17 protein-coding genes and 1 pseudogene are annotated in these 26,330 nt (G+C 45.5%); 14 read left to right on the top strand and 4 right to left on the bottom strand.

What is annotated here, in order from left to right:
* Nucleotides 1-473: 473 nt before the first annotated feature.
* Nucleotides 474-3,647 carry an amidase family protein gene (locus NYE33_RS32255; protein WP_081969874.1) on the bottom strand — a complete coding sequence of 1,058 codons (3,174 nt, stop codon included), beginning with the start codon at nucleotides 3,645-3,647 and terminating at the stop codon, nucleotides 474-476.
* A 207-nt stretch (nucleotides 3,648-3,854) separates the two neighbouring features.
* Between NYE33_RS32255 and NYE33_RS32250 the strand changes: the two are divergent.
* Nucleotides 3,855-4,121: pseudogene (locus NYE33_RS32250) on the top strand (RNA polymerase subunit sigma-70); the annotation flags it as partial.
* A gap of 135 nt (nucleotides 4,122-4,256) precedes the next feature.
* Here NYE33_RS32250 and NYE33_RS32245 read toward each other — a convergent pair.
* Nucleotides 4,257-4,805 carry a TetR/AcrR family transcriptional regulator gene (locus NYE33_RS32245; RefSeq protein WP_340947466.1) on the bottom strand — a complete coding sequence of 183 codons (549 nt, stop codon included), beginning with the start codon at nucleotides 4,803-4,805 and terminating at the stop codon, nucleotides 4,257-4,259.
* A 187-nt stretch (nucleotides 4,806-4,992) separates the two neighbouring features.
* On the opposite strand from NYE33_RS32245, the gene NYE33_RS32240 reads away from it, so the two are divergent.
* From NYE33_RS32240 to NYE33_RS32215, 6 genes are all read left to right on the top strand, one after another.
* Nucleotides 4,993-5,994 carry an NADP-dependent oxidoreductase gene (locus NYE33_RS32240; protein WP_336102367.1) on the top strand — a complete coding sequence of 334 codons (1,002 nt, stop codon included), beginning with the start codon at nucleotides 4,993-4,995 and terminating at the stop codon, nucleotides 5,992-5,994.
* A 13-nt stretch (nucleotides 5,995-6,007) separates the two neighbouring features.
* A complete protein-coding gene (locus NYE33_RS32235; RefSeq protein ID WP_076242464.1) occupies nucleotides 6,008-7,018 on the top strand; it encodes an NADP-dependent oxidoreductase in 1,011 nt (336 codons plus the stop codon).
* Entirely contained in the window at nucleotides 7,015-7,791 is a 777-nt protein-coding gene (locus NYE33_RS32230; RefSeq protein ID WP_042134612.1) for an SDR family oxidoreductase, read from the top strand. The genes NYE33_RS32235 and NYE33_RS32230 overlap by 4 nt, the downstream gene beginning before the upstream one ends.
* A 108-nt stretch (nucleotides 7,792-7,899) precedes the next feature.
* Complete coding sequence (locus tag NYE33_RS32225) at nucleotides 7,900-8,478, top strand: TetR/AcrR family transcriptional regulator (protein ID WP_042134614.1); 579 nt, start codon at nucleotides 7,900-7,902, stop codon at nucleotides 8,476-8,478.
* Between the two features lie 150 nt (nucleotides 8,479-8,628).
* Nucleotides 8,629-9,327 carry an SDR family oxidoreductase gene (locus NYE33_RS32220; RefSeq protein ID WP_042134616.1) on the top strand — a complete coding sequence of 233 codons (699 nt, stop codon included), beginning with the start codon at nucleotides 8,629-8,631 and terminating at the stop codon, nucleotides 9,325-9,327.
* 42 nt (nucleotides 9,328-9,369) lie between these two features.
* The gene (locus tag NYE33_RS32215; RefSeq protein ID WP_336102365.1) at nucleotides 9,370-10,449 is read left to right on the top strand and encodes an alkene reductase; all 1,080 of its coding nucleotides are present in this window, start codon (nucleotides 9,370-9,372) and stop codon (nucleotides 10,447-10,449) included.
* A 194-nt stretch (nucleotides 10,450-10,643) separates the two neighbouring features.
* On the opposite strand, the gene NYE33_RS32210 is transcribed toward NYE33_RS32215, so the two are convergent.
* Nucleotides 10,644-12,104, bottom strand: a complete 1,461-nt coding sequence (locus NYE33_RS32210; protein ID WP_336102364.1) for an MDR family MFS transporter — start codon at nucleotides 12,102-12,104, stop codon at nucleotides 10,644-10,646.
* Between the two features lie 163 nt (nucleotides 12,105-12,267).
* On the opposite strand from NYE33_RS32210, the gene NYE33_RS32205 reads away from it, so the two are divergent.
* The 5 genes from NYE33_RS32205 to NYE33_RS32185 all read left to right on the top strand — a co-directional run bounded on the left by NYE33_RS32205 (nucleotide 12,268) and on the right by NYE33_RS32185 (nucleotide 20,109).
* Nucleotides 12,268-12,867: a TetR/AcrR family transcriptional regulator gene (locus NYE33_RS32205; RefSeq protein ID WP_042134622.1), complete on the top strand. Its 600-nt coding sequence runs from the start codon at nucleotides 12,268-12,270 to the stop codon at nucleotides 12,865-12,867.
* A 294-nt stretch (nucleotides 12,868-13,161) separates the two neighbouring features.
* On the top strand, nucleotides 13,162-16,245 hold the full coding sequence (locus NYE33_RS32200) for an ATP-binding protein (protein WP_341069380.1): 3,084 nt from the start codon (nucleotides 13,162-13,164) through the stop codon (nucleotides 16,243-16,245).
* Nucleotides 16,246-16,270: 25 nt separating this feature from the next.
* A complete protein-coding gene (locus NYE33_RS32195) occupies nucleotides 16,271-16,687 on the top strand; it encodes a LytR/AlgR family response regulator transcription factor (protein WP_336102361.1) in 417 nt (138 codons plus the stop codon).
* A gap of 96 nt (nucleotides 16,688-16,783) precedes the next feature.
* Nucleotides 16,784-19,438: a glycoside hydrolase family 28 protein gene (locus tag NYE33_RS32190; protein ID WP_336102360.1), complete on the top strand. Its 2,655-nt coding sequence runs from the start codon at nucleotides 16,784-16,786 to the stop codon at nucleotides 19,436-19,438.
* 5 nt (nucleotides 19,439-19,443) lie between these two features.
* Nucleotides 19,444-20,109, top strand: coding sequence for a YczE/YyaS/YitT family protein (locus NYE33_RS32185; RefSeq protein WP_042134625.1), 666 nt, complete (start codon nucleotides 19,444-19,446; stop codon nucleotides 20,107-20,109).
* Between the two features lie 276 nt (nucleotides 20,110-20,385).
* On the opposite strand, the gene NYE33_RS32180 is transcribed toward NYE33_RS32185, so the two are convergent.
* Nucleotides 20,386-20,793: a MerR family transcriptional regulator gene (locus tag NYE33_RS32180; protein WP_042134627.1), complete on the bottom strand. Its 408-nt coding sequence runs from the start codon at nucleotides 20,791-20,793 to the stop codon at nucleotides 20,386-20,388.
* A 120-nt stretch (nucleotides 20,794-20,913) separates the two neighbouring features.
* On the opposite strand from NYE33_RS32180, the gene NYE33_RS32175 reads away from it, so the two are divergent.
* Both NYE33_RS32175 and NYE33_RS32170 read left to right on the top strand, forming a co-directional pair.
* On the top strand, nucleotides 20,914-21,963 hold the full coding sequence (locus NYE33_RS32175) for an NAD(P)-dependent alcohol dehydrogenase (RefSeq protein WP_039301254.1): 1,050 nt from the start codon (nucleotides 20,914-20,916) through the stop codon (nucleotides 21,961-21,963).
* Between the two features lie 252 nt (nucleotides 21,964-22,215).
* Nucleotides 22,216-26,289: an S-layer homology domain-containing protein gene (locus tag NYE33_RS32170; RefSeq protein WP_341069377.1), complete on the top strand. Its 4,074-nt coding sequence runs from the start codon at nucleotides 22,216-22,218 to the stop codon at nucleotides 26,287-26,289.
* The last annotated feature ends 41 nt before the right edge of the window (nucleotides 26,290-26,330 follow it).

Below are 26,330 nucleotides of genomic sequence, written 5' to 3'. Positions count from 1 at the left end.
ATTCCGATGATCCCTGTATACGCAAGTATCAATATACTGCTGAGCTGTAAGGAACCGGTGCTTTGAAATACCGACGGGATGGTCCAAGGGAAATAGGGTATAATCGCCAAACCTTTTGTGCACTCCGTCAATTAGTTCCCTTAGCGGTCAAAATCCGGAGACCAAGGCGACCGCTGCCGCTTTTCCGCGGGTCGTTCCGTCCTCTCCGCTGTTTAAGCGGGAAAAGGTTCTTCAAATCTTTCTAAAATCACAAAAAGAAACTGTCCTTTGGTAAAATGGAGGTACCACCCAATCACTTCAAAAGGAGCGTTTTCTTTGAGCAATGGGACCAAAAACAGAAAGCAGCGATTCTCCAATAACGGGAGAATCGCTGCTTTTTTAACGTTTGAAGCTTTTGAGAAATTTGAGAATCTGACTTGTCAGTAGAATATCTGCTTTTGGGACAGCCTCTTGTCTTTTATTCCTTGAGCTTCTTAATTCGCAGTCTCCAGTAATCTGGAGACCATTGTTGCAAACTCTGCTCTGGTAATATCTTTTCCAGGCTTAAAGGTACTATCCTCGTAGCCAGTAATAATATTATTGGATGCGAGTGCATCAATGGAATCATAATACCATGCATTTCTATTAACATCTTTGAAGGATGTGTTTCCAGTACCTGTAAGCTTAAAGGCTCTAGTGATCAGTGCCGCTAATTCACTGCGGCTTATCTTGCCGTTCGGACGGAAGGTTCCATCGCTATATCCGTTCATCAGGCCTGCTCCGGCTGCTGCGCCGATATACGTATTAGCCCAATGTGTTGGAGATACATCTGTAAAGCTGCTAGCCTGTCCTTCCAGCCCCATGTACGTTGCAATGACCTTGATGGATTCGGCACGGGTCAACCCTGAATCCGGACGGAAGGTTCCATCAGAATAACCCGTAAGTAATCCCTTGGCTATAAGCACATCAATGCTTGCTTTTGCCCAGTGATTAATGGTATCTGCGAAACTGACAACTTCCGGCGTAGGTGTTGGTGCTGCTGGTTCTGCAGGTGCTGGTGTTGCTGTAGGAGCCGGTGTTGGTGTGGGCGTTGCTGTTACCGGGGGAGTTACGGTACCTCCTCCAGGACTTGGATTGCTTGGTTCATTATCTACTGGATCAGGATTAGTAGGGTTAGAGACGTATTGAAGTGCTGGAGCATAGGCTGTAAGCAGTCTGGCTTGACTTTGTTGCTCAAGAGCATAGCCCATACCTAGAACTTTGGCATCGTCCCATGCTCTGCCAACAAGCTGCATGGAGATAGAATATCCGCTGTCGTTCGTACCTACAGGAACAACTACCGTAGGGAGGCCGACATTAGACGTTAATACGCCCGTGTTGCGGTCAGAGCTTAATTGAGAGGCTGCTGCGTCATTGTTATATACGTCACTGATAAAACCTGCATAAACCACAGCATCCACGCCATTCTCGTCCATCCAGCCTTTAATAACTTCCTTATAGTCCGTTCTATATTTGATGTAATCTTGTACAGCTTGTTCAGTCATGCGGGTAGGCTCTGTATATCCTCTTTGATTATAGATAAGCACCTTGTCTGAAGCCAGTACACTTGCTCCATCAATGTAAGGGAAGTTCTTATGAAGCTCAATATAGCGCGCCCAACCTTCAGTAGATCCATTAATGCCTGAAGGACGGCTAGGCGCTGACGGTATTTTTGACATTTCAACCATTGTCGCACCCGCTGCCTGAAGCTCGGAGAACTTATTCATTACGGCTTGTCCGGTATCATCATCGGCATAACTAGAGACAAAGGAAGCAGGGATATATCCGATTTTCTTTCCTTTCAATGCATTAGTATCCAGAGATTCCTTCCAGTCAGCCGGACGCTTATGGTCTGCATCGGCAGTCACTGTGAAGATATCCTGTGGATCTGTACCCGTTGTAGCATTCAACATGATGGCCAGGTCAGTTACTGTCTTAGCAATGGGACCTGCATAATCCTGTCCCCAAGTGAGCGGCAATACACCTGTAGTACTTGCCATGCCGTCTGTACCACGGAAGCTTTTTAAGCTGGCGCCTGTAGTTGGTGCATAGAGAGATACCCCTGTCTGTGATCCCATGGCTGCTGCTGCAAAATCAGCTGCAACAGATACTGCCGAGCCGCCGCTTGAGCCAAAGGAGGTTTTCGATGGATACAGGGCATTCCATGTCTGCTGCCAGCCGCTCTCGCTAAAGCTTCCGCTGTTGGCGAACTCGGAAGTATTTACTTTACCAATAATGACAGCTCCAGCTTCCCGCAGCTTATTGACCTGGAATGCATCTGAATCAGGCCGCCAGCCTTCAAGCGCTTTGCTGCCGCCGGTAGTAGGCATATCCTTGGTATCATAGATATCTTTTATCGCAATGGGAATACCGAGCAAATCCCCCTTTGCACCTTGTGCGCGGGCGTTGTCAGCAGCTTGTGCCTGGGTAAGCGCAGTTTCAGAGACATGCAGGAAGGCATGGAAGCCAAGCTGGCCTTCATCGTATACCTTGATTCTATCCAAATAAGCCTGAGTAATTTGCACGGAAGTAGTTTTACCGCTAATCATATCCTGCTGCATTTGTGCAATGGATTTATTCGTAACATCATAGGGGGAAGAAGTGATGAATGCTTTAGCAGCAGGAGCCTCAGGAATCACCAGGGGATCTCCAGTATCCAGTCCCTCTATAGCAGAGATATCCCAGTTACTGATTGAACGGATTTGTGCGTTGGTTAATCCGGATATATCCAGCTGGCTATTAAGCCCGTTTAGCATCGTCACCAGATTCTTCAGGCCTTCTTCACCGGCTTCGCCCACTTGTACATAATGCACCAGGGATTTCGACTGACCCGGCTCAATATTTAATGTATTAATGAACCCGTAGAAATTCGCATCATTTCCGGACTTAGCTAATGGTGTTGTGAATGGATTCTGCTGCTGATTGCCTAGGCTAGTTAATCCATTCTCAAATGGATGTGGAGACCCGACTGCAACGCCCAGCGGCTTATTGTCTTTGGCACTGCTGTCTACAACAATCCATGAATCATCCGTAGTCACCTCCAGATCATTGGAGTAGGTTGCCTTGACTACTGAAGCATTTGCTGCTGTACCATACCCCAGAGAGCCGCCGAAAGAGACATCAACCTTTACGTTCATATCATTTTTATTAGTAAAAGTATCAAAGAATCTCGTACGATTATTTATAGTATCGACATACACATCACGAGTAACCGTTACATTTCCCAGATTTACAGACTGAGTCGAAGTGAATCTATTCACACCATCGTATTTCAAGTCAAACCCGCGCATCATTTGACCATTCATCAGTGAAGCTGTAGGCGACGACACTTTAACGAAGATATTACCAAAGCCTTGTACTTGTGTAGTACCGACGGTACGTAAACTTCCTGTGTCTAAGCTAGGCGCAAAGACATCATGAATCTCCCATACTGTGCCGCTTGCTGAAGTAACCCGAGTTAAAGCATCAGCGGTCTGAAACGGAATGACACTCGAAGCGATAACAGATAACGCAATGGACGTAGCTATAAATTGCTTTTTACTCCAATTATTTTTTGCTGGTGAATATTCGGAGCGGGGGGAACCAGAATGATTTCTTTTAGTTTTACTTAGACGTTTCAGCTTATTCATTTCAGTAATCTCCTCTTCCTGTATGTATATTTATTAATTAATGTTAGGAAATATAACATCATTATTTCTATCAGTCAATAACTATTAAAAATTTAATATATTTTTAGAGTTCTGATATAGATTAAATACTATATTTATTAAAATCTATAATATATATGGTAACTATCAGATATATTAACTAACATAATATGATACGTATGGTTCTGAATACCGATGTACCTCCGTTCGCTGAAAGAGACCCGAAAGGACGTGTCACTGCACGATTCGATTGGGACCGATAAAGAGGGCAACGAGATTACGCTGATTGATACTCTCGGCTCAGAGGCAGACGATGTGATAAAGGAAGGGGATCTGAAGATTGAGAATAGCAAGATATATCGTAATCTCGATATTCTCGATGAACGGGAGAAGGAGGTTGTGGCCGGGCGGATTGGTTTGGATACCGGAGGGGGAGAGCGGACGCAGCGGGAGATTACAGCCTGAAAGCGATTTGTCTGCAGAAGGTTTTTTAGGTGAACCAGATGAAAGCGGATTTGTAGTTATTATAGCTGTGAAAAATTAAAGCCAGGGATTCACGGTGAAAAGGGTCTTTGAATCCAACTAGAGGATTCAAAGACCCTTTTTGATTAAATTCCAAATGCGTTCGAACCTGTCTTGGTAGTCTGGAAGATTCCAGGATTCTTTGAAGGACGGGAGGCTAAACACCGCAAATGCGGAGAGAATTGCCTCTGCCCGTTCGAAGCGGGGATCGTGATAGTCCATGAAGCCGTCAATAATTTGATAGGAATCCCATAGAACATCGCGTAACACCAGGGGATTGCTATCCACATATTGTGTATTCAAGGCGAACATTTTGGGATTTTCGTTATAGGCGCGTTTTTTGGCGTTAGCAAATGCCCAGAGCCAATCATGGAGCAGGTCCTGTGCATTCATCAAATTTGTATTATCTAGTTTTATTTGTTCTGAAATCATCCGGTTGAACCAGTTTTTAGACACGGCTGCCCAGAGCTCTTGCTTATTCTTAAAGTGTTTATAAAGCGCGGCATGGGTGATACTTAATTCATCCGCAATTTGTGAAAGGGTCACTTCGGATTTTTCCGTGCGTTCAATTAATGCCTCCGCTGTTTCAATAATGAGCTCTTGTGTGATTTTAGCCACCGCGCTTCCAACCCTTCTTTCTTCGATAAATTCCTTATCAATCGTTTATACACCTGTCTCTATTTTATCATATAAAATGTTAGGTAACAATTGTTGACTTTTGTAACCTTTGATATTATGCTTGATGCATAAGTTACAAAAACAATAAAATGTTACTTATTACTCAGCGCATAGGAGGCTATTAATTATGAAAGCGGCGCAGATTACCAAGTATTCAAAAAAGTTCACGGTAGAAGTCAATGATATTCCAGTCCCGGAAATAAGTGAAAACGAGGTTTTGGTCAAGGTGAAAGCAGCGGCGGTTAATCATTTGGAATTGCTCATCGGGACCGGAAGCGTCAAGCTGATTCAGGATTATGAGTTTCCATTAGTACTCGGTAATGAGCTGACGGGTGTTATTGAAAAGGTCGGTAAAAACGTCCGGGGATTTGAAGTTGGTGAGGCCATTTATTCACGCCTGCCACTACAAAAAATCGGTGCCTTTGCAGAATACGCGGCGATTCATGCGGATGCCATCGGGCACTTGCCCGCTAATCTGGATTTTGTGACCGGTGCTGCTGCTCCATTAACAGGATTGACTGCTTATCAAGGTTTGCATGAAGAATTGGCTGCCAAAGCTGGAGAAAGCGTGTTTATTCCCGGGGGTTCTGGTTCATTTGGCCAAATGGCCATTCCTATCGCCAAAAGCATGGGGCTGAAGGTCATCGTTAGTGGAAATCCGCAAGCACGTGAACGGACAATGGCGGCTGGAGCAGACCAATATATGGATTACACGATGGAGAACTATTGGGAACAACTTCGTGATGTTGATTATGTGATGGATACCTTGGGACCAAGCGAATTTGATCATGAACTTTCGATTATAAAAGCAGGCGGTCGCCTTCTTTCCCTGCGGACCGGCCCTAACAAACGTTTCGCCGAGCATATGGGCTTGCCAGGCTGGAAACAAAAGCTCTTCACCATTGCCGGGGCCAAGTATGATCACAAAGCGAAGAAAAAGAAGATTCAATATCATTTCATTTTTGTTCGCAGCGATGGCGATCAATTAAAGAAAATTACGAAGATTATTGAAGATAACGGGATTGTTCCAGCGGTGGACCCCACAGAATTCCACATTGATGATATCAATGAAGCACTAAAGCTTGTTGCTACAGGTCATCCTAAAGGAAAAGTCATTATCCGATTTTAAGGGGTGTTACCTTATGAAGGCTGCACAAATTTCGCGGTATTCCAAGATACTGGAAGCACAAATTAACACAGTCGCTGTTCCATCCATCACACCAACACAGGTTTTAATCAAGACTAAGGCAGCAGGTGTTGATCCACACCTTGTCTTGGCGATTACAGGCAAAGTTAAGTTGTTTGATCATTACGACTTTCCATTGACTCTGGGCAACGAGCTAGCCGGAGTAGTGATCGAAGTCGGAGCCGGTGTCATGGATTTTAAGGTAGGGGATCATGTGTACACCATGCCATCGTTAGATAAGATGGGGGCGTTTGCCGAATATGTCGCAGTAGATGCGGCGATTGTGGCTAAGATGCCAGCTAATCTTTCTTTTAAAGAAGCAGCGGCCGTGCCATTGTCTGCTTTGACGATCGTTCAGGCGCTAGCTATTTTAGATACTCGTCAAGGCGGCAAATTATTTATCCCCGGCGGTACGGGAGGCTTTGGTCAGATGGCCGTTCCTTACGCGAAGTCACAAGGGCTGTTTGTGACCGTTAGTGGTAGTGGATCAGCACGTGCCTTGGCGGAGCGACTCGGGGCAGATGAGTTTATCGACTATGCAACGCAGGACTATACTGACATACTGACAGGCTATGATTATGTTATTGATACGCGGGGCGCCGGCGAATTTAGTAAACAAATTAAGATACTGAAGCCTGGCGGCAAATTACTGTCGTTAAATGCTGGTCCCAATGCCCGATTCGCGAATCAAAGCACAGACTTGGCAACGGCGAAGAAGATTCTCTTCAGTTTACTGGGAGCACCTTTTGATGGAATTGCCAAATGGCAAAAGAAAAGGTATGACTTCTTATACGTGCAGTCGAATGGTCAGCAATTAGCAGCTTTCACACAGTATCTTGAAAAAACAAACATTAAGCCGGTGATTGATTCCGAGTACCCCTTTGAACAAGTGAATGCCGCGATTGCTAAGATTGCGACAGGGCATAGCCAAGGGAAAGTCATATTGAAAGTAGATGATGCAGAATGAAATTAAAAAATAGAACGATATTGGTGACAGGTGGGACCTCCGGGATTGGTTTTGCTTTTGCTAAAAGTTTTCTCGGCATGGGAAATACTGTGATTATCACGGGGCGTTCACAACAACGCATCGACCAGATAGTAAAGAACAATCCCGGACTTATCGGGATGACGGCAGATGTTAGTAATCCCAAAAGCGTTGAGCAGCTTGCTAAAGACCTGACGATTCACTATCCGAAACTGGATATTATTTTCAATAACGCTGGTATTATACACGAATTTGACTTGTTTGATGAAACTATTACCTACGAGCACATAACCGCAGAAATCGCCACAAACTTGAATGGGACAATCTATATCACCAAGGCTCTGTTGCCACTGTTAGCCAAACAACAGGAGGCAATGGTTGTTAACGTTAGTTCACTACTTGCTAATATTACAGTTGCCAACGCACCGACTTATTCTGCAACGAAGGCTGGCATCCACATGTTCAGTGATGCATTACGTGAGCAAATCCGGGCCAAAGGAAAAAACATTCATGTGATGGAACTTTGTCCACCTGTTATTTCTGAAACTAATCTCACGGACACTTTTGACGAAGGTTTCATGAATAAGGTGATCTCTTTGCCATTAGCGAAGCTTGTTAAAGTCGGTATTAAAGGGATGGAAAAAAACAAAATACGCGTAAATGCAGGTTTTACTAAGGTTATGCGCTTTTCCATGAAGTTCGCTCCGGATTTCATTACGCATACTTGGGGTCAAATGCTTCTTAAATCAAATTAAACGAGAATAGTGTGAATTTAGTAGGGATTCTTAATGGTTTTTACCATTCATAAAATTCTTTACCGATCGTTCTCAATATGTTATATTGATTAACAGGGAGGGAATAGAATGGCAAGAAGCAAAGAATTCGAAGAGAACGTGGTATTAGAAAAGGCGATGAAGCTTTTTTGGGAACAGGGTTACGAGAAGACATCTATGACGGATCTGGTCAAGCAGATGGGAATCCATCGGAGAAGTTTATATGACACTTTTGGCGACAAGCATACGCTGTTTCTAAAAGCAATGGACCGATTTCGCGATAAAGTAAGTGCTGAGCTTGTAGGAGAAGTTAAACGCTCTAAGACTGCAACTGAGGCACTTCAGCTTATTTTTAGTTTCGTGATATGTGGTGAAGAAGATTCACCTTCAGGTTGTTTGATGGTGAATTCAGCGGTGGAATTGGCAATGCGTGATGCTGAGGTGGATGTAAAGACCACAGAATTGTTTACATTATCAGAACAGCTGTTCAAAGATATTATTCTGTGGGGACAGCAGGATGGAGAGTTTCGCTCAGATTATAATGCCAACGATCTAGCGGAACATCTGCATGCAGTTTATGTAGGGTTAAGGGTAATGACAAGGACCTCCATACGTAAAGAAAAATTACACCGTCTAGCCAATTTATCGATTAAACTTTTATCTAAGTAATTATTTATACTTAAGCTAATTTGAAGATTCAGCCTAGAAAGATATTAGTATAATTGCCTGTGTTTATTCTAGTATGATCGTTCTAGAATGAGAACGCCGTTCTATCCCTTGAATGAAGAATTGTAATCAAAACAAAAAGGAGCTAATACAATGAACATTTCTGAACAAGTAGCATTTGTCACTGGAGCAAACCGGGGTCTGGGCCGTCAGCTTACTCTTGAACTTCTATCCAGAGGGGCTAAAGTATACGCTGGTGCAAGAAATCCGGAGACCATTGATATTCCTGGAGTTACACCTGTAAAGCTTGATGTTACAAAACCGGATGAGGTTGCAGCAGCAGCAATCCTTGCTAAAGATGTTACGCTTTTAATCAACAATGCAGGATCATCTACAGGCGCTTCTTTGCTGGAAGGAGATGTGGGGAAAATACAATTGGAATTTGATACGCATTTCTTCGGTACGCTGTCCATGGTTCGTGCTTTTGCACCAATCATTGAAAAAAACGGGGGAGGATCGATTTTGAATATTCTGTCCGTACTATCTTGGTTTAGTATGGGAGCTTCCGGTGCGTATACAGCTGCGAAGGCTGCAGCCTGGGCATTGACGAACGATTTACGTTTAAACTTGTATCCTCGTAATATTAGAGTAGCTGGATTACATGTAGGCTTTATGGAGACAGATATGACAACCGGTATAGATGCTCCCAAATCCAACCCTTCAGATATCGCAAAAATAGCTATTGATGGCATCGAATCTGGCAGCTTTGAAATTCTTGCTGATGATAACAGCCGAATGATACAAGGTGGACTTGCAGGTGGTGTTGCTGCAATATACCCACATCTTACTTAATCATAATTTCTTGTTAAACAAATTTAAAGAGGAGTGTTAATAATGGAAAAACTGTGGACTAAAACAAAAGTTGGCAATCTGGAATTACCGCATCGCTTGGCGATGGCACCAATGACACGCAGCAGAGCAGAGGAAGATGGTACACCGGGAGAATTAAACTCCCTGTATTATGCTCAAAGAGCATCGATGGGACTTCTTATTACAGAAGGTGCACAACCATCCGATGATGGTCAAGGTTACTTAAGAACACCTGGGATCTATACGGAGAAGCATATTGAAGGGTGGAAGAAAGTTACGGATGCAGTGCATGAAGCAGGCGGGTATATTTATATTCAATTAATGCATGTCGGTCGTGTGTCGCACCCTGACAATACGCCTCATCACCGGCAGCCCGTTGCACCCTCTGCAATTGCACCAGGAGTAGAAACGTTTACGGCTACAGGCATGCAGGATATCCCCGTACCACGTGAGTTAAGTAAAGAAGAGATTCAAATAACCATTGCAGATTATCGTAAAGCTGCGGCCGCTGCTATTGAAGCAGGCGCTGACGGCGTTGAAATTCATGGAGCAAATGGTTATCTAATCAACCAATTTATCGGTGAAAATTCCAATAAACGTACGGATGAATATGGTGGATCAATAGAAAATCGAGCTCGCTTCGCGATAGAAGTAGCAAAAGCCATCGTTGACGAGATCGGGGCAGAGAGAACCGGCTTCCGCATTTCGCCAGGGACCCCTCTTGGCGGGATTCAAGATGGCGAACAAGGTCCTGATCTTTACCGTTACTTAACGCAAGAATTAGCGAAACTGAATTTAGCGTATCTTCATGTGATGCACCTCGGCAATGAAGAATTGCTTCAGGATATACGTTCCTTGTGGAAGAATCCGTTGTTAGTCAATCGGGCTGGACGGGGACTGGAGAATATTGGTGTTGATATCGAGAGTGGTCTTGCTGATCTGGCACCTATTGGGGTATGGTCATTGGCTAATCCGGATTTTGTGGAACGACTTAAAGCAGGCGCTCCATTAAATGAAGCAGATCCTGCAACATTTTATGGTAGTGGAAGCAAGGGGTATACGGACTATCCTACGTTGAAAGAATTGGAATTGCAGAAGGGCTAAGGATATATTGTAGAAGTATCTATGATACTTTTGGTTATTTGAAAAGCAAGAGCCTGTAAAGGAATTAATCCGCCGGTTTCTGGAGTCCTTGATAGGAATTTGAATTATGATTCGAAATATTATCCGTTATTAATCAAGATTAAGTAAGCAACTTATCCGCGGATAAGTTGCTTTTTGTTAGTAAATTCGGATTACTATTGAGGTTCTGAATTCTTCTGATTGGGCTTGAGAAGTAGACTGAGCAATGCTCCGGCAAGAGCAATACAAGCAGCTAACATGAATGTGTCGGAATATGCACCCAGTCCGGCTGATGCACTGCTCACAGTTTCAGTTTCGCGCATCGTGGTACGCATTAAAAGGAAATTATTAAGACCTGCGATAGCGAGGGGAATCACTAGATCAGCACTGGCTGAGGTCATCGGCGTAACTCGGCTGATGGATTCAGGAGGTGCTGATTGCAGAATGTAAGTGTTAAGTGACATCATACATAATCCCATGCCAATACCCATCAATCCTACTATTCCGCCAATCATCATACCGCTTGTATCCTTATTCATTTGAGATAACAGTAACAAGGCTAAACCGATTACACTGAGCCCTGATCCAGCAAGCGGACGAATTCCAATGCGATCAAACAACCTGCCGCCAACCGGCATTAGAAGTCCTGAGGTTACCGCTAACATACTCATGACTAACCCAGCCTCGAACGGGCTATAGGCTCTGAAGTTCTGCAAGTATTGAGGGATGAATACGAGCGAGCCGTTGAGCGCTATATACTGTATCCAGCTGATCAGCATCCCTCTTCTAAATCGTACTTCACGAAAAGCACGCACTTCGAGAATGGGATGGGGATGTCTCAGTTCATGAAACCATAACCAAACCAGTAGCAGGAAACCAGCTCCTCCCATCAGCCATCCTGCCCAAAGGCTGGATTTAAGATTAATGCTTAGTGCAAGCAGAACAAATGCAGAAGGAGCCAAGAAGAGGCCGAGCGCATCCAAGGATTTCTTTTCTTTGGAGATAACAGATATTCGGGGCGGATTTTTTTTCAATAAGTGACGGCTTGCTAAAGCTAATGTAATCATTCCGATCGGGACATTAATCCAGAAGATCCAATGCCAGCTTATGAACTCCAACAGCCAGCCGGATAAGACGGGGCCGGAAGCGGGAGCGAGCAGCATCGGAATGCCAAGCATCCCCATGATCTGTCCCTTTTTATTGTCAGGAGCAAGACGGAAGATCATAGCCATGCCAATGGGCTGGATCATCCCCCCACCCAAGCCCTGTATGATCCGAAAGACAATTAACTGATGTACATCCTGGGCCATTGCACACAGCACTGAGCCGATAACGAAAAAAGTGACTGTAACCATAAATGCTCTTGCTGCACCGATTTTGTCTGAAAACCAGCCCGAAAGCGGAATCGTAACCGACATAGCCAGCATATAACCTGTAATCACCCACTGCAAAGTGTCAAAAGAGACATTGAAATTATGGCTTAGATTGGTAATTGCCACATTCATTGCGGTACTGTCAATCATCACCATCATCATGCCGGGTATAATTGCCATTAGCATAAAAATAAATGTTTTTCTGGGTAAAGCGGTATTCTCTCTCGTAGTAGGTTCGTTAAGATAAATAGGTTGTTCTGCCATCTCTTTTTCTCCTTTTAGTGAACGTCGTGTTGATTAAATCTTTGTAGATGATTATAATCAAAACGTATAAAAATTCGATGAACATTTCCCGGATCTGTGTTTATTAATCAACAGCCGGAATTGAAATGATCAGTAAATCCTGTTTTTTTTAGGAGGAGAGGCAGTGCAAGAGAAAACAGACCGTCGTATTTTGCGAACCCGGCATCAATTGCGGGATGTGTTGCTTGATTTGGCTATGCAGATGCCTCTGGAGAGCATTACTGTAAAAATACTAACAGAACATGCCGGATTAAATAGAGGTACTTTTTATCTACACTATCAGGACATCCATGATTTTCATGAACAACTAAAGAATGATATCTTAGAAGAATTTCAGGCAATTATAAAAAAAATTAGTCATCCTATTGGAAGTACTCAGCCTCTTATGGAGCCTCCTTCCGGTTATGTACGGCCATTCGAGTATGTCATAGAACAAAAAAGGTTTTTCCAAGTTTTTATGGGGTCAACAGGAGATAATGTGTTTTCGTTACAACTGACAGAATTATTAAAAAAACAATTTCTCCATGCTTATCTGTTGCAGCATAAGCAGATTAAGCCGAGCGATGTTCCCGATAAACAGTATTATTTGTTTGCCTACCTGGCTTCAGCTTATGTGGGGACCATGCAATTTTGGATTCAACAGGATTTTCAATTATTGCCTACTGAGATGGCTATTTTATTTTCACAAATCTCGAGACTTGGTTCTGCTCATGTTCGTTTTTAATCTGTTGATCTTAGGCGATAAGGGAACTAGCTGGAGAATTAAAGATAACCAGCAGGAATGAGAGATTGAAGTCTCAATCCTGCTGGTTTTTTGTGTGATCATTAATATTGGGCTTTATTTCAATTAATTAATCTACATAATCTTCACAATTTCTACGAATTGTTCCTATGGAGAATCGTAATAGAGCATGCACAAGAAAAGGACATGCCGCTAAATGGTACAGATGATATGATGGAACTAAAGCTGTATTGAAATGAATAAAGATAAGGCTGAGAAACGGAGTAGATCCTCAAGATGAGAAAAATGCTGATGGGCCTGATTATAGTGGGCCTCGGATGTTTTGCTATATTATTCGGCCTAGTGAAAGCCTCTGATCATAAAGCCCAGAACCCCGCTCCCGCCCGGCATGGTGTACTGGATTTGAGCGCATGGAATTTTCAGGGAGAACAGGTCGTTTCGCTGGATGGACAATGGGAATTTTATTGGGATCAGCTGCTCAGGCCGGGGGGAGCACCTTCTGTTTCTCCTGGATATATGCAGGTACCCGGTTTTTGGAAGCATGCGAATGAAGACGGGGGTCTAAATAGCCAAGGAGCCGTTACCTACCGTCTGAAGGTTAAGCTTGAGCCTTCGGCAACGATGTATGGGCTTAGAATATCCAACATCCGCATGGCCAGCGAGATCTACGTGAACGGGGACAGGGTTGCCGGCAGCGGTAAGCCCGCGGAATCCGAAAGCCTGTATAGGTATGAGAATAAACCGTACAATGCCTTTTTTACGGTACAGGGAGATACGGCGGAGATCATTATCCATGCAGCGAATTATGAGAATTCGCAGGGCGGGATTCCTTATAGCCTTTATTTCGGGAGCGCCGGGGGAATTCTTAAGCTGAATACCCATACAACCATTCTCAATTTAATTCTGATTGTATCTCTCCTTATGCTCGGGTGTTATCAGCTTAGTGTGTTTATTATACGGAGAGAGGAAAGAGGACTTCTTTATTTCGGACTCAGCTGCATTATTATCGCCTGGTCTTTTGCCAGCAACGGTGACCGGATTCTGGTTGAGTATGTGAATCTGCCGCATGAGATTTATTATAAGATTCAAGCCGTATCGCTGTATCTCTCCCTGATCACGATGGTCATGTTTATTAAGACTATGTGTAAAAGCATGATTCCTGAGTGGTTAATTAATAGTGTTGTCGGTGTGACGGCATTGTACATCGGCTTTGTGCTGCTCACGCCGTTTCAATGGTATTCGCGTTTCAATGCGGTATTCAGCTATCTGCAGCTATTCATCTATGTCATCATTCTGGGATTGATGCTTCATTCATACCTGAAGGGCAGGTATGGAGAATTCAGCAAACGGACACTGCTCCTCTTTATATTGGCCTTAGGCGGATATGTAATAGGGCTGTTTGATTACGGGTTGTATCTGAGCAGCCTGACACCCACTTACACCATAGGATACTGCTCCATATTGATTTTTTGTTTTCTGGCCTCCTTCCTCCTGTCTTACCGGTATTCGGAAGCGTATAAGACGATAGAAGGAATGGCTGTAATGCTACAGCAGGCGGATAAGCAGAAAGACGAGTTCCTGCTGCATACCTCTCACGAATTCCAGACTCCGCTTCACGGAATCATTAATTTATCCCAATCCATGCTGGAGACAGGAGCCGGAGCAGAAGCAGAAGCCGGAGAACTCAGCGCAAGCCATATCCAGAATCTGTCCCTGATCAGAGATACCTCCAGAAGGCTCTCGGGACTGGTTCATGACATTCTGGATATGGAGAAAATCAAACGTAACGAGCTAAAGGTTCAACTAACCGGTGTGGATGTCCGTGTGTCTGTCTCCCTCGTATTCGATTTATTCCAGGGTTTGATTACTGGTAAAAAAATCAGATTTGTCAATGCCGTACCGGAGCATCTGCCCCTCGTCTATGCGGATGAGAACCGGCTCAGGCAAATCCTCCACAATCTGGTCGGCAATGCGGTGAAATTTACTCATGAGGGTATGATTACGATTCATGCTCAGGTGATAGAGGGTCAGGTCAAAGTTGTGGTGGAGGATACCGGAGTGGGGATGAGCTTATCTGACTGGGAGGCTATATTCCAGCCCTTTGAGCAAGCACACTCTCCAGAGGAGTACGGGGGAACAGGACTGGGGTTGTTTATCTGCAGGAAGCTGCTGCATTTGATGGACGGTACCATCAAGGTAGAATGGTCAGAGCCGGAGCAGGGGACGGGCATCGCTTTTACACTTCCGGTTGCCGAAGCAGCCCGGAATTCACTCCCGGATTACGAAGCAGCCAAGGAATCTGCCTCCATAAGCGAAGAATGGGGCATGGCGGAATTACCAGGCCGGAGCAAGAGCACCTTCACGCTGCTGGCCGTTGACGATGAACCATCCAATCTCCAGGTCCTGTCCCGGGTTTTTGCCAATGAGCCTTATCAGGTTATCTGGGCGACCAACGGGCTGGAGGCCTTGGAAATGTTGAAGAAACGCTCTGATATCGACCTGGTTCTGCTCGATGTAATGATGCCCAAAATGTCGGGGGTTGAAGTCTGCAGAGAGATCCGCGAGCAATATTCCCTATTTGAGCTGCCTGTTGTATTGCTGACGGCGCGTTACGGCAATAGCGATATTGCTGCCGGCTTCAAGGCAGGGGCGAATGATTATATCATCAAGCCGTTTGATGCTGCAGAGGTCAGGGCCAGAACGGAAACGCTCCTGAAGCTTAAGAAGTCAGTGGAAGAAGCTCTGAAGGCAGAGGTGGATTTTCTCCAGTCGCAGATTAAACCGCATTTCTTGTTCAATTCCTTGAACTCGATTATTGCCTTATGCCGGACAGACGGCGCGCGTGCAGAGAAGCTGATTATGCATTTAAGCTATTACTTAAGAAGAAGCTTTGACCCGAAGCCTGACAGCTTTGTCCGGATTGAGGACGAATTACAGCTGGTTGATGCTTACGTGCAAATTGAGGAAGCCCGGTTTGAGGAGAGGCTTACGGTTGTATATGATGTGGACCCGCAGGTACTGAAGCGAAAGATTTTGCCGCTGACGATACAGCCTTTGGTAGAGAACGCTATCCGGCATGGGGTAACGAAGAAAATGGAGGGAGGAACGGTCAGAATCTCCATCTCCCTGGACAAGGATACGGTTTATGTGGAGGTGTGGGATAACGGGGGCGGTATCAGTGAGACGGGAATCCAAGCCTTATGGACAAGCGAAAGGGCTTCTTCCGAAAGAAGGGGAGTTGGACTCGTAAATATTCAGCGGAGACTGAAGCATTTCTATGGAGAAGCATTACAGGTATCCAGTGAAGAAGGGGAATGGACAAGCGTGCGGTTTCAGTTCAAAATTCAGCATTACGCGTAAGCCTTAGAAGAGGGAAGGGTCATTCATGAGAGTTGCAATTGTTGACGATGAACGGCTGGCGGTCCAGCGGCTTGTACAAATCCTGGAGTGCCGTGACGATGTCGAAGTGGTTGGGGCATATACCAAATATACAGATCTGCTGCATGAATTCACCCGGCTAAGACCTGATGCGGTCTTTCTGGATATTGATATGCCGGGAATGAACGGTCTCGAATTGGCCGCTTCCTTAATTGAGCTAGACGAGCACCTGGAAATTGTATTTATTACGGCTTATGACCAATATGCACTGGAGGCCTTCCGCGTAAATGCTGTCGATTACCTGCCTAAGCCGGTTGACGAGGATGCTTTGGCACGTACCCTTCAACGGCTCAACAATTATATTACAAAAGATTTTCCATCGGTCGCAGCAGGAAAATCAATTGACTTGGACTCAGGTTTATAAATTATGAAACTGCAGATCAAACAGCAAAAAGATATAATAAGAGAAAACTGCCAGGATGATCCGGTTCGGATGGTTCCTAATCCATTGGAGGCTATTATGTTTCAAGTAACGGAAGCAACAGGGTGTCCTTTTGACAAAGGCTATTTAATGAAGGAAACGCATACATTTGATATCCGCAATTATGGGGCGGGTCCGGAGAATGCGCCTGTGGAGAATACCAAGGCGATTAACCGCGCTATTCAGGCAGCATCTGCAGAAGGCGGCACTGTGATAATTCCTGAAGGCAGCTTCAGGGTATACACGATTCGTCTCTTAAGCGGCGTCAATCTGTACTTGTCGGCAGGCAGCGTACTTTCTGCAGCAAGAACGGATATCCGTCATTCCTATGAGCAGCAGAACGGGGAAGGCGGCAATTATGAAGAGCCTGAGGTTAATTTATATGCTGGTCTGCAGGATCACGGTCATACGTACTTTGCCAACAGCCTGATTTATGGCGCGGATATCCAGAATGTGATGATTTATGGGCCCGGGCTGCTGGATGGAAGTTCTTTGAATGATGAGGGAGAACTGGAGCAGGTTCTGATGGGCGGGGACCCGCATGAGCCATTGCGCCGGGACGAGCCCGGTCACCGCGGTGAATGGTTCGGCAATAAGGCGATTGCGATGGTGCGGTGCGAGAATGTCGCATTCTGCGACTTTTCTATCCTGGCCGGCGGCCATTTTGCCATTATAGCAACCTGTGTGAAGAATCTGCATGTCGGGCATATTCTTGTGGATACGAACCGGGATGCGTTAGATGTGGACTGCTGCGAGAATGTGACCATTGTTCATTCCACCTTCAATTCATTAACCGACGATGCTATTGTGCTGAAGGCCTCCTATGGCGGCGGAATCTTTATGCCGCTCCGCAATGTATTGATTGAAGACTGTGTGGTTAGCGGCTACGACACAGGCTCCGTATATGCGGGAACGTATACACAGGACAAGCTGATTGCAACAGACCGCTGCGGTCCTACCGCCCGCGTCAAGCTGGGTACGGAATCTACCTGTGGTTATGATTGTGTCACGGTCCGCCGCGTAGCGTTTAAACGGTCGAGAGGTTTTGCCCTTGAGGCCGTCGACGGGGCGGACTTAAGCCATATTATTTTTGAGGATTCCACGATGGAGGATATCAGCAGCTCGCCTATTTTCATCAAAATAGGAGACCGGGGACGTTTCCCGGTCACGGGGAATAGCACCGGGGAAGAGTTGATAGCGGCACGGGATGCAGCACCAAATGTAAGATTGGACCAGCCTAACTGGGTGCTGCCGGCCAAGGAATCGTATCAGGTGTATCCGGCGAGGCGCTATCTGCCAGCCTTTAACAGGGCGCGCAAGGTTTCTGCGGACGGTGTGTCTGCTTTTAATGTTGTAGACCCTGAGCAGCCTTGCCGGTTGAACCCTGCTAACTATCATGAAGAGGGCGGCAAATGGTTTGCTGTCCGCTACGATGAGCACTCGAAGAAGTATGTGCCTGACTACACTAAGGAATTACAGGAAAGCGAGCTGCAGCTGTATGGCAATGCCAATGGTAGCGGCCGTATAGCCAATGTTCACGATATTATCATCCGCAATATTACCGCTAAGAATGTCGACCCCCGCTATCCCATTGAACTGATGGGGCTGGTAGGCAACCGGATTAAGAATGTCTCGATCTCCAATATTCAAGTGGAGTACCGCGGTGGTCTAAGTCTGGAGCATGCGGTGGAACAGCGCCAGCTGAATACGAACTGGGAATATACCCAGTACGGCAGTCCGAAGCGCAGCATTCAGTTGCTGCCGTGGCTGGTGAACACCTTTTTCCTGAAAAATGAAGGGTTATTGCCCCGGGTGGAATGGAATCCAGGAGCAGGAACGTGGAAGGATGCGCCGTTCAACGTACCAGAGCTGCCGGAGGTATATCCTGAGCCCAGCAACTGGGGGATCCTGCCGGCTTACGGTCTGTATGCCAGACATGTGGACAATCTGTATCTGAAGGAGATTCAGCTGCGCTATATGACGGAAGATACCCGGTATCCCATTGTGCTCGATGATGTTGTAAGTGGCACTCTTGAACATATTCATGCCAGCCATGCGCAGGGGGTAGAAGAAGTCGTACTGGTAAGCAGCAGCTTCAAACGGCCCGCAGGCCTGGAATATGTGCCGGATTATCCGTATCAGCAGACTGCAGTTGAGAATGTGACAATGGACAGCAATCTGTCCGTCAAAAGGATAGAAGTGGAGGCGCCTGCTCCAGGCACGCCGAAGGACAGCTTGTATCCGTATGAAACTGTTGCAATTCCCGGAAACGGCTATACATATCCGTCTGCAACCGAAGATTATCCTTTGCCTCAAACGGTATTCCGGCCCTTCTTCACAGTTGTTCCGGCACAGAGCGTAAAGGTAGGTGAGACGCTATCCTTTGCTGTTGTAGCCAGACAGCCTGCATTCGAGACTTCGTCCCGGGAGACGGATGGCAGGATTTATAATGAAACCAGCCCGGATAAGGACCCGGCAGTAAAGGGGATTGCTGAGCCGATGACTGTAACAACGGGCAATCTGCCTGAGGGGACAACTTTTGACACTGCCTCTTTTATACCAGGCCTGGCTTGTATGTTTAGCTGGACTCCTGCTGCTGCTGCGGTTCGTGATGAACCTTACACTGCCACTTTTATTGCTGATGACGGGATAATCCCAGTCAAGATGAATGTCAGCATTAAGGTTGTAGGATGAACTATATGAAAAGATATATGAATTCAGTAGACCCCAAACGATTGATCATTATGCTTATCGGGAATGTTTTCTTAGGGATGGGCATCAGCATTTTTAAGCTGTCCGGAATGGGGAATGATCCCTTCAGCGGAATGGTGATGGCACTTGCAGACTCCAGCGGGCTCGCCTATGCGAATTTTCTAATCTTACTGAACCTGGTGTTGTTTGTAATCGAATTTATTACCGGACGGAAGTATATTGGAGCCGGAACTTTCGTAAACGCCATTTTGCTGGGTTACATCGCTACCTTCTTTCATAGTACCTGGCTGGAGCTGCTCGGCGAACCTCAGCTATTGTGGCAGCGGGTGGTTACAGTGGCGATTGGTGTGGTGATCTGCAGCTTCGGGGTATCCATGTATCAGACGTCGGATGTGGGAATCGCTCCCTATGACAGCCTGTCCCTGATTATGAGAAATAAGTTTCCGGCAATCTCTTATTTCTGGCACCGGATGTTTACAGACGCTTTTTGTGCTTTGATCTGCTTCCTGTTCGGAGGCATCATCGGTTTGGGGACGCTGGTGTCCGCACTGGGCCTTGGCCCGATCATTCATTTCTTTAATGTGAGTTTTACGAACAAGCTTCTGGCAAAAAAAGGTCCGCCAGCAAATGAAGATTCTATTTCGCTGAGTTAACATTAAACAAGGGTAGCCCGGACTCTGCAAAATATTGCAAGCCCGGCTACCCTTTTGTCGTATACTCAGTCCTTGGGTTCCCGTTTATCCTTGTGATCCGGTGCAATACCGGGAGCCGACACCTCCGGATCATTACCCATCAGAGCACCCACAATTTCGTCCAGCTTGCCAGAGGCCCCTTTTTCATCGTTCAGGCTTGAATCGGCTTCAGGTATAGGGTGAACGCCCGGCCGGGTGAACCACCAAATTCTGCTTTTCCCGATTCACATCCTCCCGTTAAAAGCTGGTCACCTTTTTGGTTTTATGAATATCTTCCGTACCGCTGTCTAAGGCAGTCTTATAATAAGAGCATTTATGTTCGATGACTTCCATCGTTTTCTTCAGCTCCTCCATCTGTGCTTCAACTGAGGCTTTCCGCTCCAGGAACATGTCATATCTCTGCTGCAATGTGGAATCTCCCTCAGAGCACCACTCAATGAAATGTTTGATTTCCTTAATCGGCATCCCGGATGATTTCAGACATTCAATTATTTTTAGAGCTTCCATATCCGCTTCCTTGAACACGCGTCTTCCGCTGGAGGTCCTTTCGATAAAGGGCATCAGACCTTCCTTGTCATAGTAACGCAGAGTATGCGGTGTCATATTGAAATGTTCTGCAGCCTCAGTTATAGAGTATGTCTTCATCACGAATCTCCAGTCTCAATTGTATTTTGTGCTTGACTTAGAGTTAACTTTAAGTAATATCATATGGTTTGTAAAGTCGTCCTTACGGATTCTACTATGAACAAGAAGAGAGGTTACACCATGATACAAGTTAATGCACGCGCTACATTCAGCCAGGAAGGCCCGTTCAAGCTAACGACCATTGAGCGCCGGGAGCTTCAGCCGCAGGATGTTCTGATTGAGATTAAATTCGCCGGGATCTGCCACTCGGACATTCATACCGCCCGCGGGGAGTGGGGGCCAGTCAAGTATCCGCTCGTTCCAGGCCATGAGATTGCCGGGATTGTCAGCCAGGTCGGTTCCGGAGTTACAAAGTATTCCGTTGGTGACAGGGTAGGGGTGGGCTGTATGGTCGACTCCTGTGGAGAGTGCAGTAATTGCCATAAAGGCGAGGAGCAGTATTGCCTGCATGGAAATACGGGTACCTATGGAGCTACCGACCGGTACGGTCACTATACACAGGGCGGGTATTCCACCCATATTGTGGTGACAGAGGACTTCGTGGTCCGGATTCCAGACGCTATTCCGCTAGACGCTGCTGCCCCGCTGTTATGTGCCGGAATCACAACCTATTCACCGCTTCGCCATTGGGGAGCCGCTCCAGGCAAAAATGTAGCTGTAGTAGGTCTTGGCGGACTTGGACACATGGCTGTGAAGATCGCTCATGCTATGGGGGCTGAGGTTACGGTTCTGTCACAGTCATTGAAGAAGAAGGAAGACGGTTTGCAACTAGGTGCGGATCATTATTATGCGACTAGCGATGCGGAGACATTCAAGCAGCTTGCCGGTTCGTTCGACCTGATCATAAATACGGTAAGCGCGCAGATTAATATCGATGCTTATCTATCGCTCCTGGCGCTGGATGGTACCTTGGTCAATGTCGGTGCGCCTGCTGACCCGCTGGCCGTTAACGTATTCTCGCTGATCGGCCACCGCCGTTCATTTGCCGGATCGATGATTGGCGGAATCCGTGAGACGCAGGAGATGCTTGATTTCTGCGCCGAACATAACATTGCCTCTGAGATCGAGGTTATCTCTGCCGACCAGATTGATGAAGCGTGGGAACGTGTACTCGCTTCCGATGTCCGTTACCGGTTTGTCATTGATATCAGCACGATGGGTAAGGAATAAGGGGCGTATTGTTTAATAATATGTATCTTTTCTGCTTCAGTTAATATAGCGGCTGCATCCTTGCTTAGCAAGGGGGCGGCCGCTTTTTTTGTACGTTTAAGCAGCCGTATTCGTTCATGCTAACTGTCATAATATTTACCTAGAGTTATGGGTTTATTGTATAGACTTGGATATTTGTTTATTATATGATTCTATTGGATCGATGGACCTAATTTAAGATTATCTAGTCTGTCGGAATCACAGGGGGGAATTATGAGCAAAAGAATTTTGAGTGTTGTGTTAGGGATGATCGTTCTAGTGAATTTAGTTTTTGGAAGTCAAGGAATTGCACTTGCTGCTGCACCACAGTCAACTGACAACATGACTGATATTCATGGCAGTTGGGCAAGCAGCCAAATTTCTAGATGGTTGGATAAGGGTTTGATTTCGGGATACGTAGATCATACGTTCAAACCGAATGCAAGCATTTCAAGGGCTGAGTTTGCTTCGGTTGTCAATAAAGCGTTTGGTTTTAAGAACGAGTCGCAGGAAGCTTTTAAAGATGTAAGTTCAGATAAATGGTATTATTCCGAAATTGGAAAAGCGAAGTCAGCCGGGTATATTTCCGGATTTGAAGACAATACATTCCGGCCTGAGGCAGCAATTAGCAGGCAGGAAGCCGCAAAAATGCTGTACATGCTGCTGCAGCTTAAGGGTTCTAATGATGATTCAGCAATAAAGGCGTTTAATGATTACGGCGTAGTACCGGCATGGAGCAAAACCTATTTGAATGAAATTGTGAGTAAAGGATACATAAATGGTTACCCGGATGGCACATTAAGACCTATCCAGACGATTACGAGGGCAGAGGCTGTTGCCATACTGGATAAAGTAATGGGTACTCTTGTTATGGACAAAGGGACCGTTGGCGGAACAGAATTAACAACAATATCGGGAAATTTAACTATTAACACGCCAGGGGTTACCTTGAAGAATACCAAAATTGAAGGGGATTTACTGTTAACAGCGGGTATTGGTGCTGGTGAAGTGAACCTCGATCAGGTGACTGTATCGGGAAGAACAGTTGTAGCAGGCGGCGGGGAGGATAGTATTCATCTGCTGGACTCCCAACTAAACCAAATGCTTGTGAATAGGCAGCCGGGGAGAGTCCGCATAGTAGCTCAAGGCAATACCCGGATTGGTACAACAATTGTAAAAACAGGAGCCAAGCTGGAGGGGACCAATAAAGAATCCGGCTTTGAATCCATTGAACTAGATCTTTCAAAGGCAGATGAATTTGTTGATTTAAGCGGCAGCTTCAAAACTATAGCAATAAAGAAACCTTCAATAGTTAATGTTCTTGAGAAGTCTGAGATTGGTGCGCTCGAGGTAGCCAAAGAGGCGGCGGCGAGTACGTTGAATTTAGCTGAAAGCAGTGTGCTGAAACAATTAACCTTGAATGCTTCTGCCCTAGTAAAGGGAAAAGGCACGATTGCAAAGACATTCATTAATGCCAGTGGTTCTAAATTCGAACAGGAAATTAAGGATTATGTTGTGGCCAAAGGCTTTTCGGTTGTTATTAACGGCAAAGAAGTAGGCGCGGAGCAAGCTGCCGCACAGCAGCTTGCCTCAAGCGTACAACTGCCAGCTGCCCCAGCAGTAGGCGGTGGCGGTGGAGGCGGTGGCGGTGGAGGCGGTGGCGGTGGCGGTGGCGGAACAAGCCCGAGCCCTACTCCTCAGCCGCAGCCCGTTGAACTTCCAGAAGTGCTGGGAGTGTTCTTGGTTGAAGATCAATTGTATGCCAGGTTTGAGGAAACTGGTAACTATAGTAAACTGCAATGGGAGTTGTTTGATGATACTGCTGAAACAGGTTATGAGACAACCTACAAGAATACGGCAGAACAAGTTGGGGTCTATACGGTAAAGGGAGGTACTCTCCCTCCGGCTGAATATATTGCTGCCATTTCCAATGATGAATACGTTGACTTTTTACCTACTCTATTGATTAGCAAATCACTTATGAATGGGTCCTATTATCCTGCTGTTTATTACACAGGGGTGCTCGATGTCCACTTCCAAGTAAATCAGAATGGTATTGTCCTGCATTCAGCTCAGGCTTCTGCGGACAACACTCCTTTGGTGGATGGTGATGTAATTAAAGTATTCTACGGGGATTATCTGGTTATAAAAGCAAAATGGGATGGTTTGGGCAAAAAATGGGTTTATCAGGGGATTGTGAATAGTTTACCGGCCCCGGCGCTTGTTTCCGCAACTGCTTCCTCCAAAACAGATATCAAAATTAAGTGGGATGCAGTGTCTGGAGCTGAGTACTACCATATTTTCACAAGCAGTTCAGTAGATGGAACTTATAGTCCTATTAGGGATAATTCAGGAGCCAATGTTCAGGTAACCGGAACCTCTTATACAGATAGCGGGTATGCACCGAACACAACGGTTTACTATAAAGTAATGGCAATGGCAAATGATACTGCATCGGCACTCAGCAGTTCCGTTTCAGCTACAACGTTTATGAATGAGCATATGCAATTAGATTTCAATGTTACTGATAGCGTTCAAGACCCGAGCAAACCAATTATATATGCAACAGACAAACAAAATAAGAAACTAGTTGCCATTAACTATGAGACCCGGGAGACAACTGTTATTCCGTTTGAATTGCCTCCCGAAAGTATAGCGTATGCGAATGGCAAATTGTATGTGGGTCTGTTGAAAGCGGAGCATTCTCCGTACATTTTTGATGAACAGCAAAAAGGTGCTGTCGCTGTTGTGGATACGGCAACTCTCAGCTTAAGCCATATCTACGATATCAATTTGGACCCTTATAGCATTGCAGTGGACCGTGAAGGCTACGTGTATATTTCATCCGGCTCAGGCCAGTGGACGAAAATCCGGTCTTATTCTGGAGATTCTTTTACACCCATCGGATCTTCTACCATTAGTCATGCAACTCACATTCTTATGCACCCGACAATGAATAAGCTGTACACCGTTAATACAAATTCGTTTCCAAGAGATATTGGAACATTTACTGCCAAATATGGCGAATTCATAGGCAGTTATGATTCTCCTTATCACGGAGATTACCCGCTGACGACGAAGATTCATTTATCGCCGGACGGAAAGTATCTTTTCAATGGTGCAGGAACCATATTCTCAACCACGTATGACAGATTTGGTGATATGAACTTTGTGTATAAACTGGATGGGAATTATGAGGATATGGTGTTCGATTTGAAGCATGACAGGTTCTATACTGTTCAAGATCATCTAATCAACTCTTATGACTACAGTAATTTCAGCAAAGTTGAGACTATTCCAGTAGATGGAGCCGGCCAGCGGATTTTTGACGGAAACAATCAATTGCTCGCATTGACTACCTTAGAAGGTAAGACGATTCTTGAATTTGCTGATAAACCAACTACGGAGGAAGTACCGCCGGTGGGTACACCGGGGATTTATTTGGGCGGTACGGTTGTAGACGCTGTATACGACTCTGCTGACGCTAAGGTTTATGCTATTGATCAAGCGTTCAGAAAATTAATTGTAGTAGATACTGCAAGCCAAACCGTTATTGAAAAAGTATCTCTACCTTATAAGCCGGCAGGGCTGACTGTATCAGAAGATGGAACAAAATTGTATATCGTGAATAAGGACGCTGATAATCTGGTTACTGAGGTGAGCTTAAGTGATTATTCAGTCACCCGGACTTTGGTGTATCCGAATCCTCCGGATTCCCGGGACTTCTCAGATCGCCATATTTATAACAAGTCAGGCCATCTGTATATCGTATTAGGTGACTGGTCTCCAACGCTGTTGGTTTTTGATGAAGCGACTTTCCAGCTAAGCAGAGATAATATAATAACTGATGATGGTATCGGAGATATGGTATTCACCAGTGATAACAGCAAATTCTATTATTGGAGTCAGTATGGATGGGATGCCGGATATGCCGGTTCAGATGTGTACGCCTACTCCATTAATGAAGATGGCAGTATCATCAAGGTTGATGAGTCCATTCTGGAATATCCGGGCCTAACCAGAGAACCGATGGATGCGCCGGCCTTATTAGTGGAAAGTCTGGGAATGATCATTGTGAAGAACAAGGCTTTTAATAAGGATAACTTGCAGGAAATTAAGGGGACATTCCCGGAACCAATTTATGCAGTGGATGAAGCGAGTAATACGGCACTGGGGAGAAACGGAATCTATGACCTTACAACCTTCCAAAAGGTCAAATCCATTAATTTAGCTGGTGCGACCAACATCTTCTATGATGATAAGGGAAACCTTTATTATTTATTTGATAACACTTTATTTATCAACTGAATCCAAATAACGGAATGATGAACCAACTGCAGTATTAAAAG

Origin of the sequence: Paenibacillus sp. FSL R10-2199 (assembly GCF_038000235.1) — a bacterium.
GTDB lineage: Bacteria > Bacillota > Bacilli > Paenibacillales > Paenibacillaceae > Paenibacillus_AQ > Paenibacillus_AQ phytohabitans.
The sequence above is the reverse complement of the archived record's forward strand: the minus strand, read 5'-3'. Positions and strand labels throughout refer to the sequence as shown.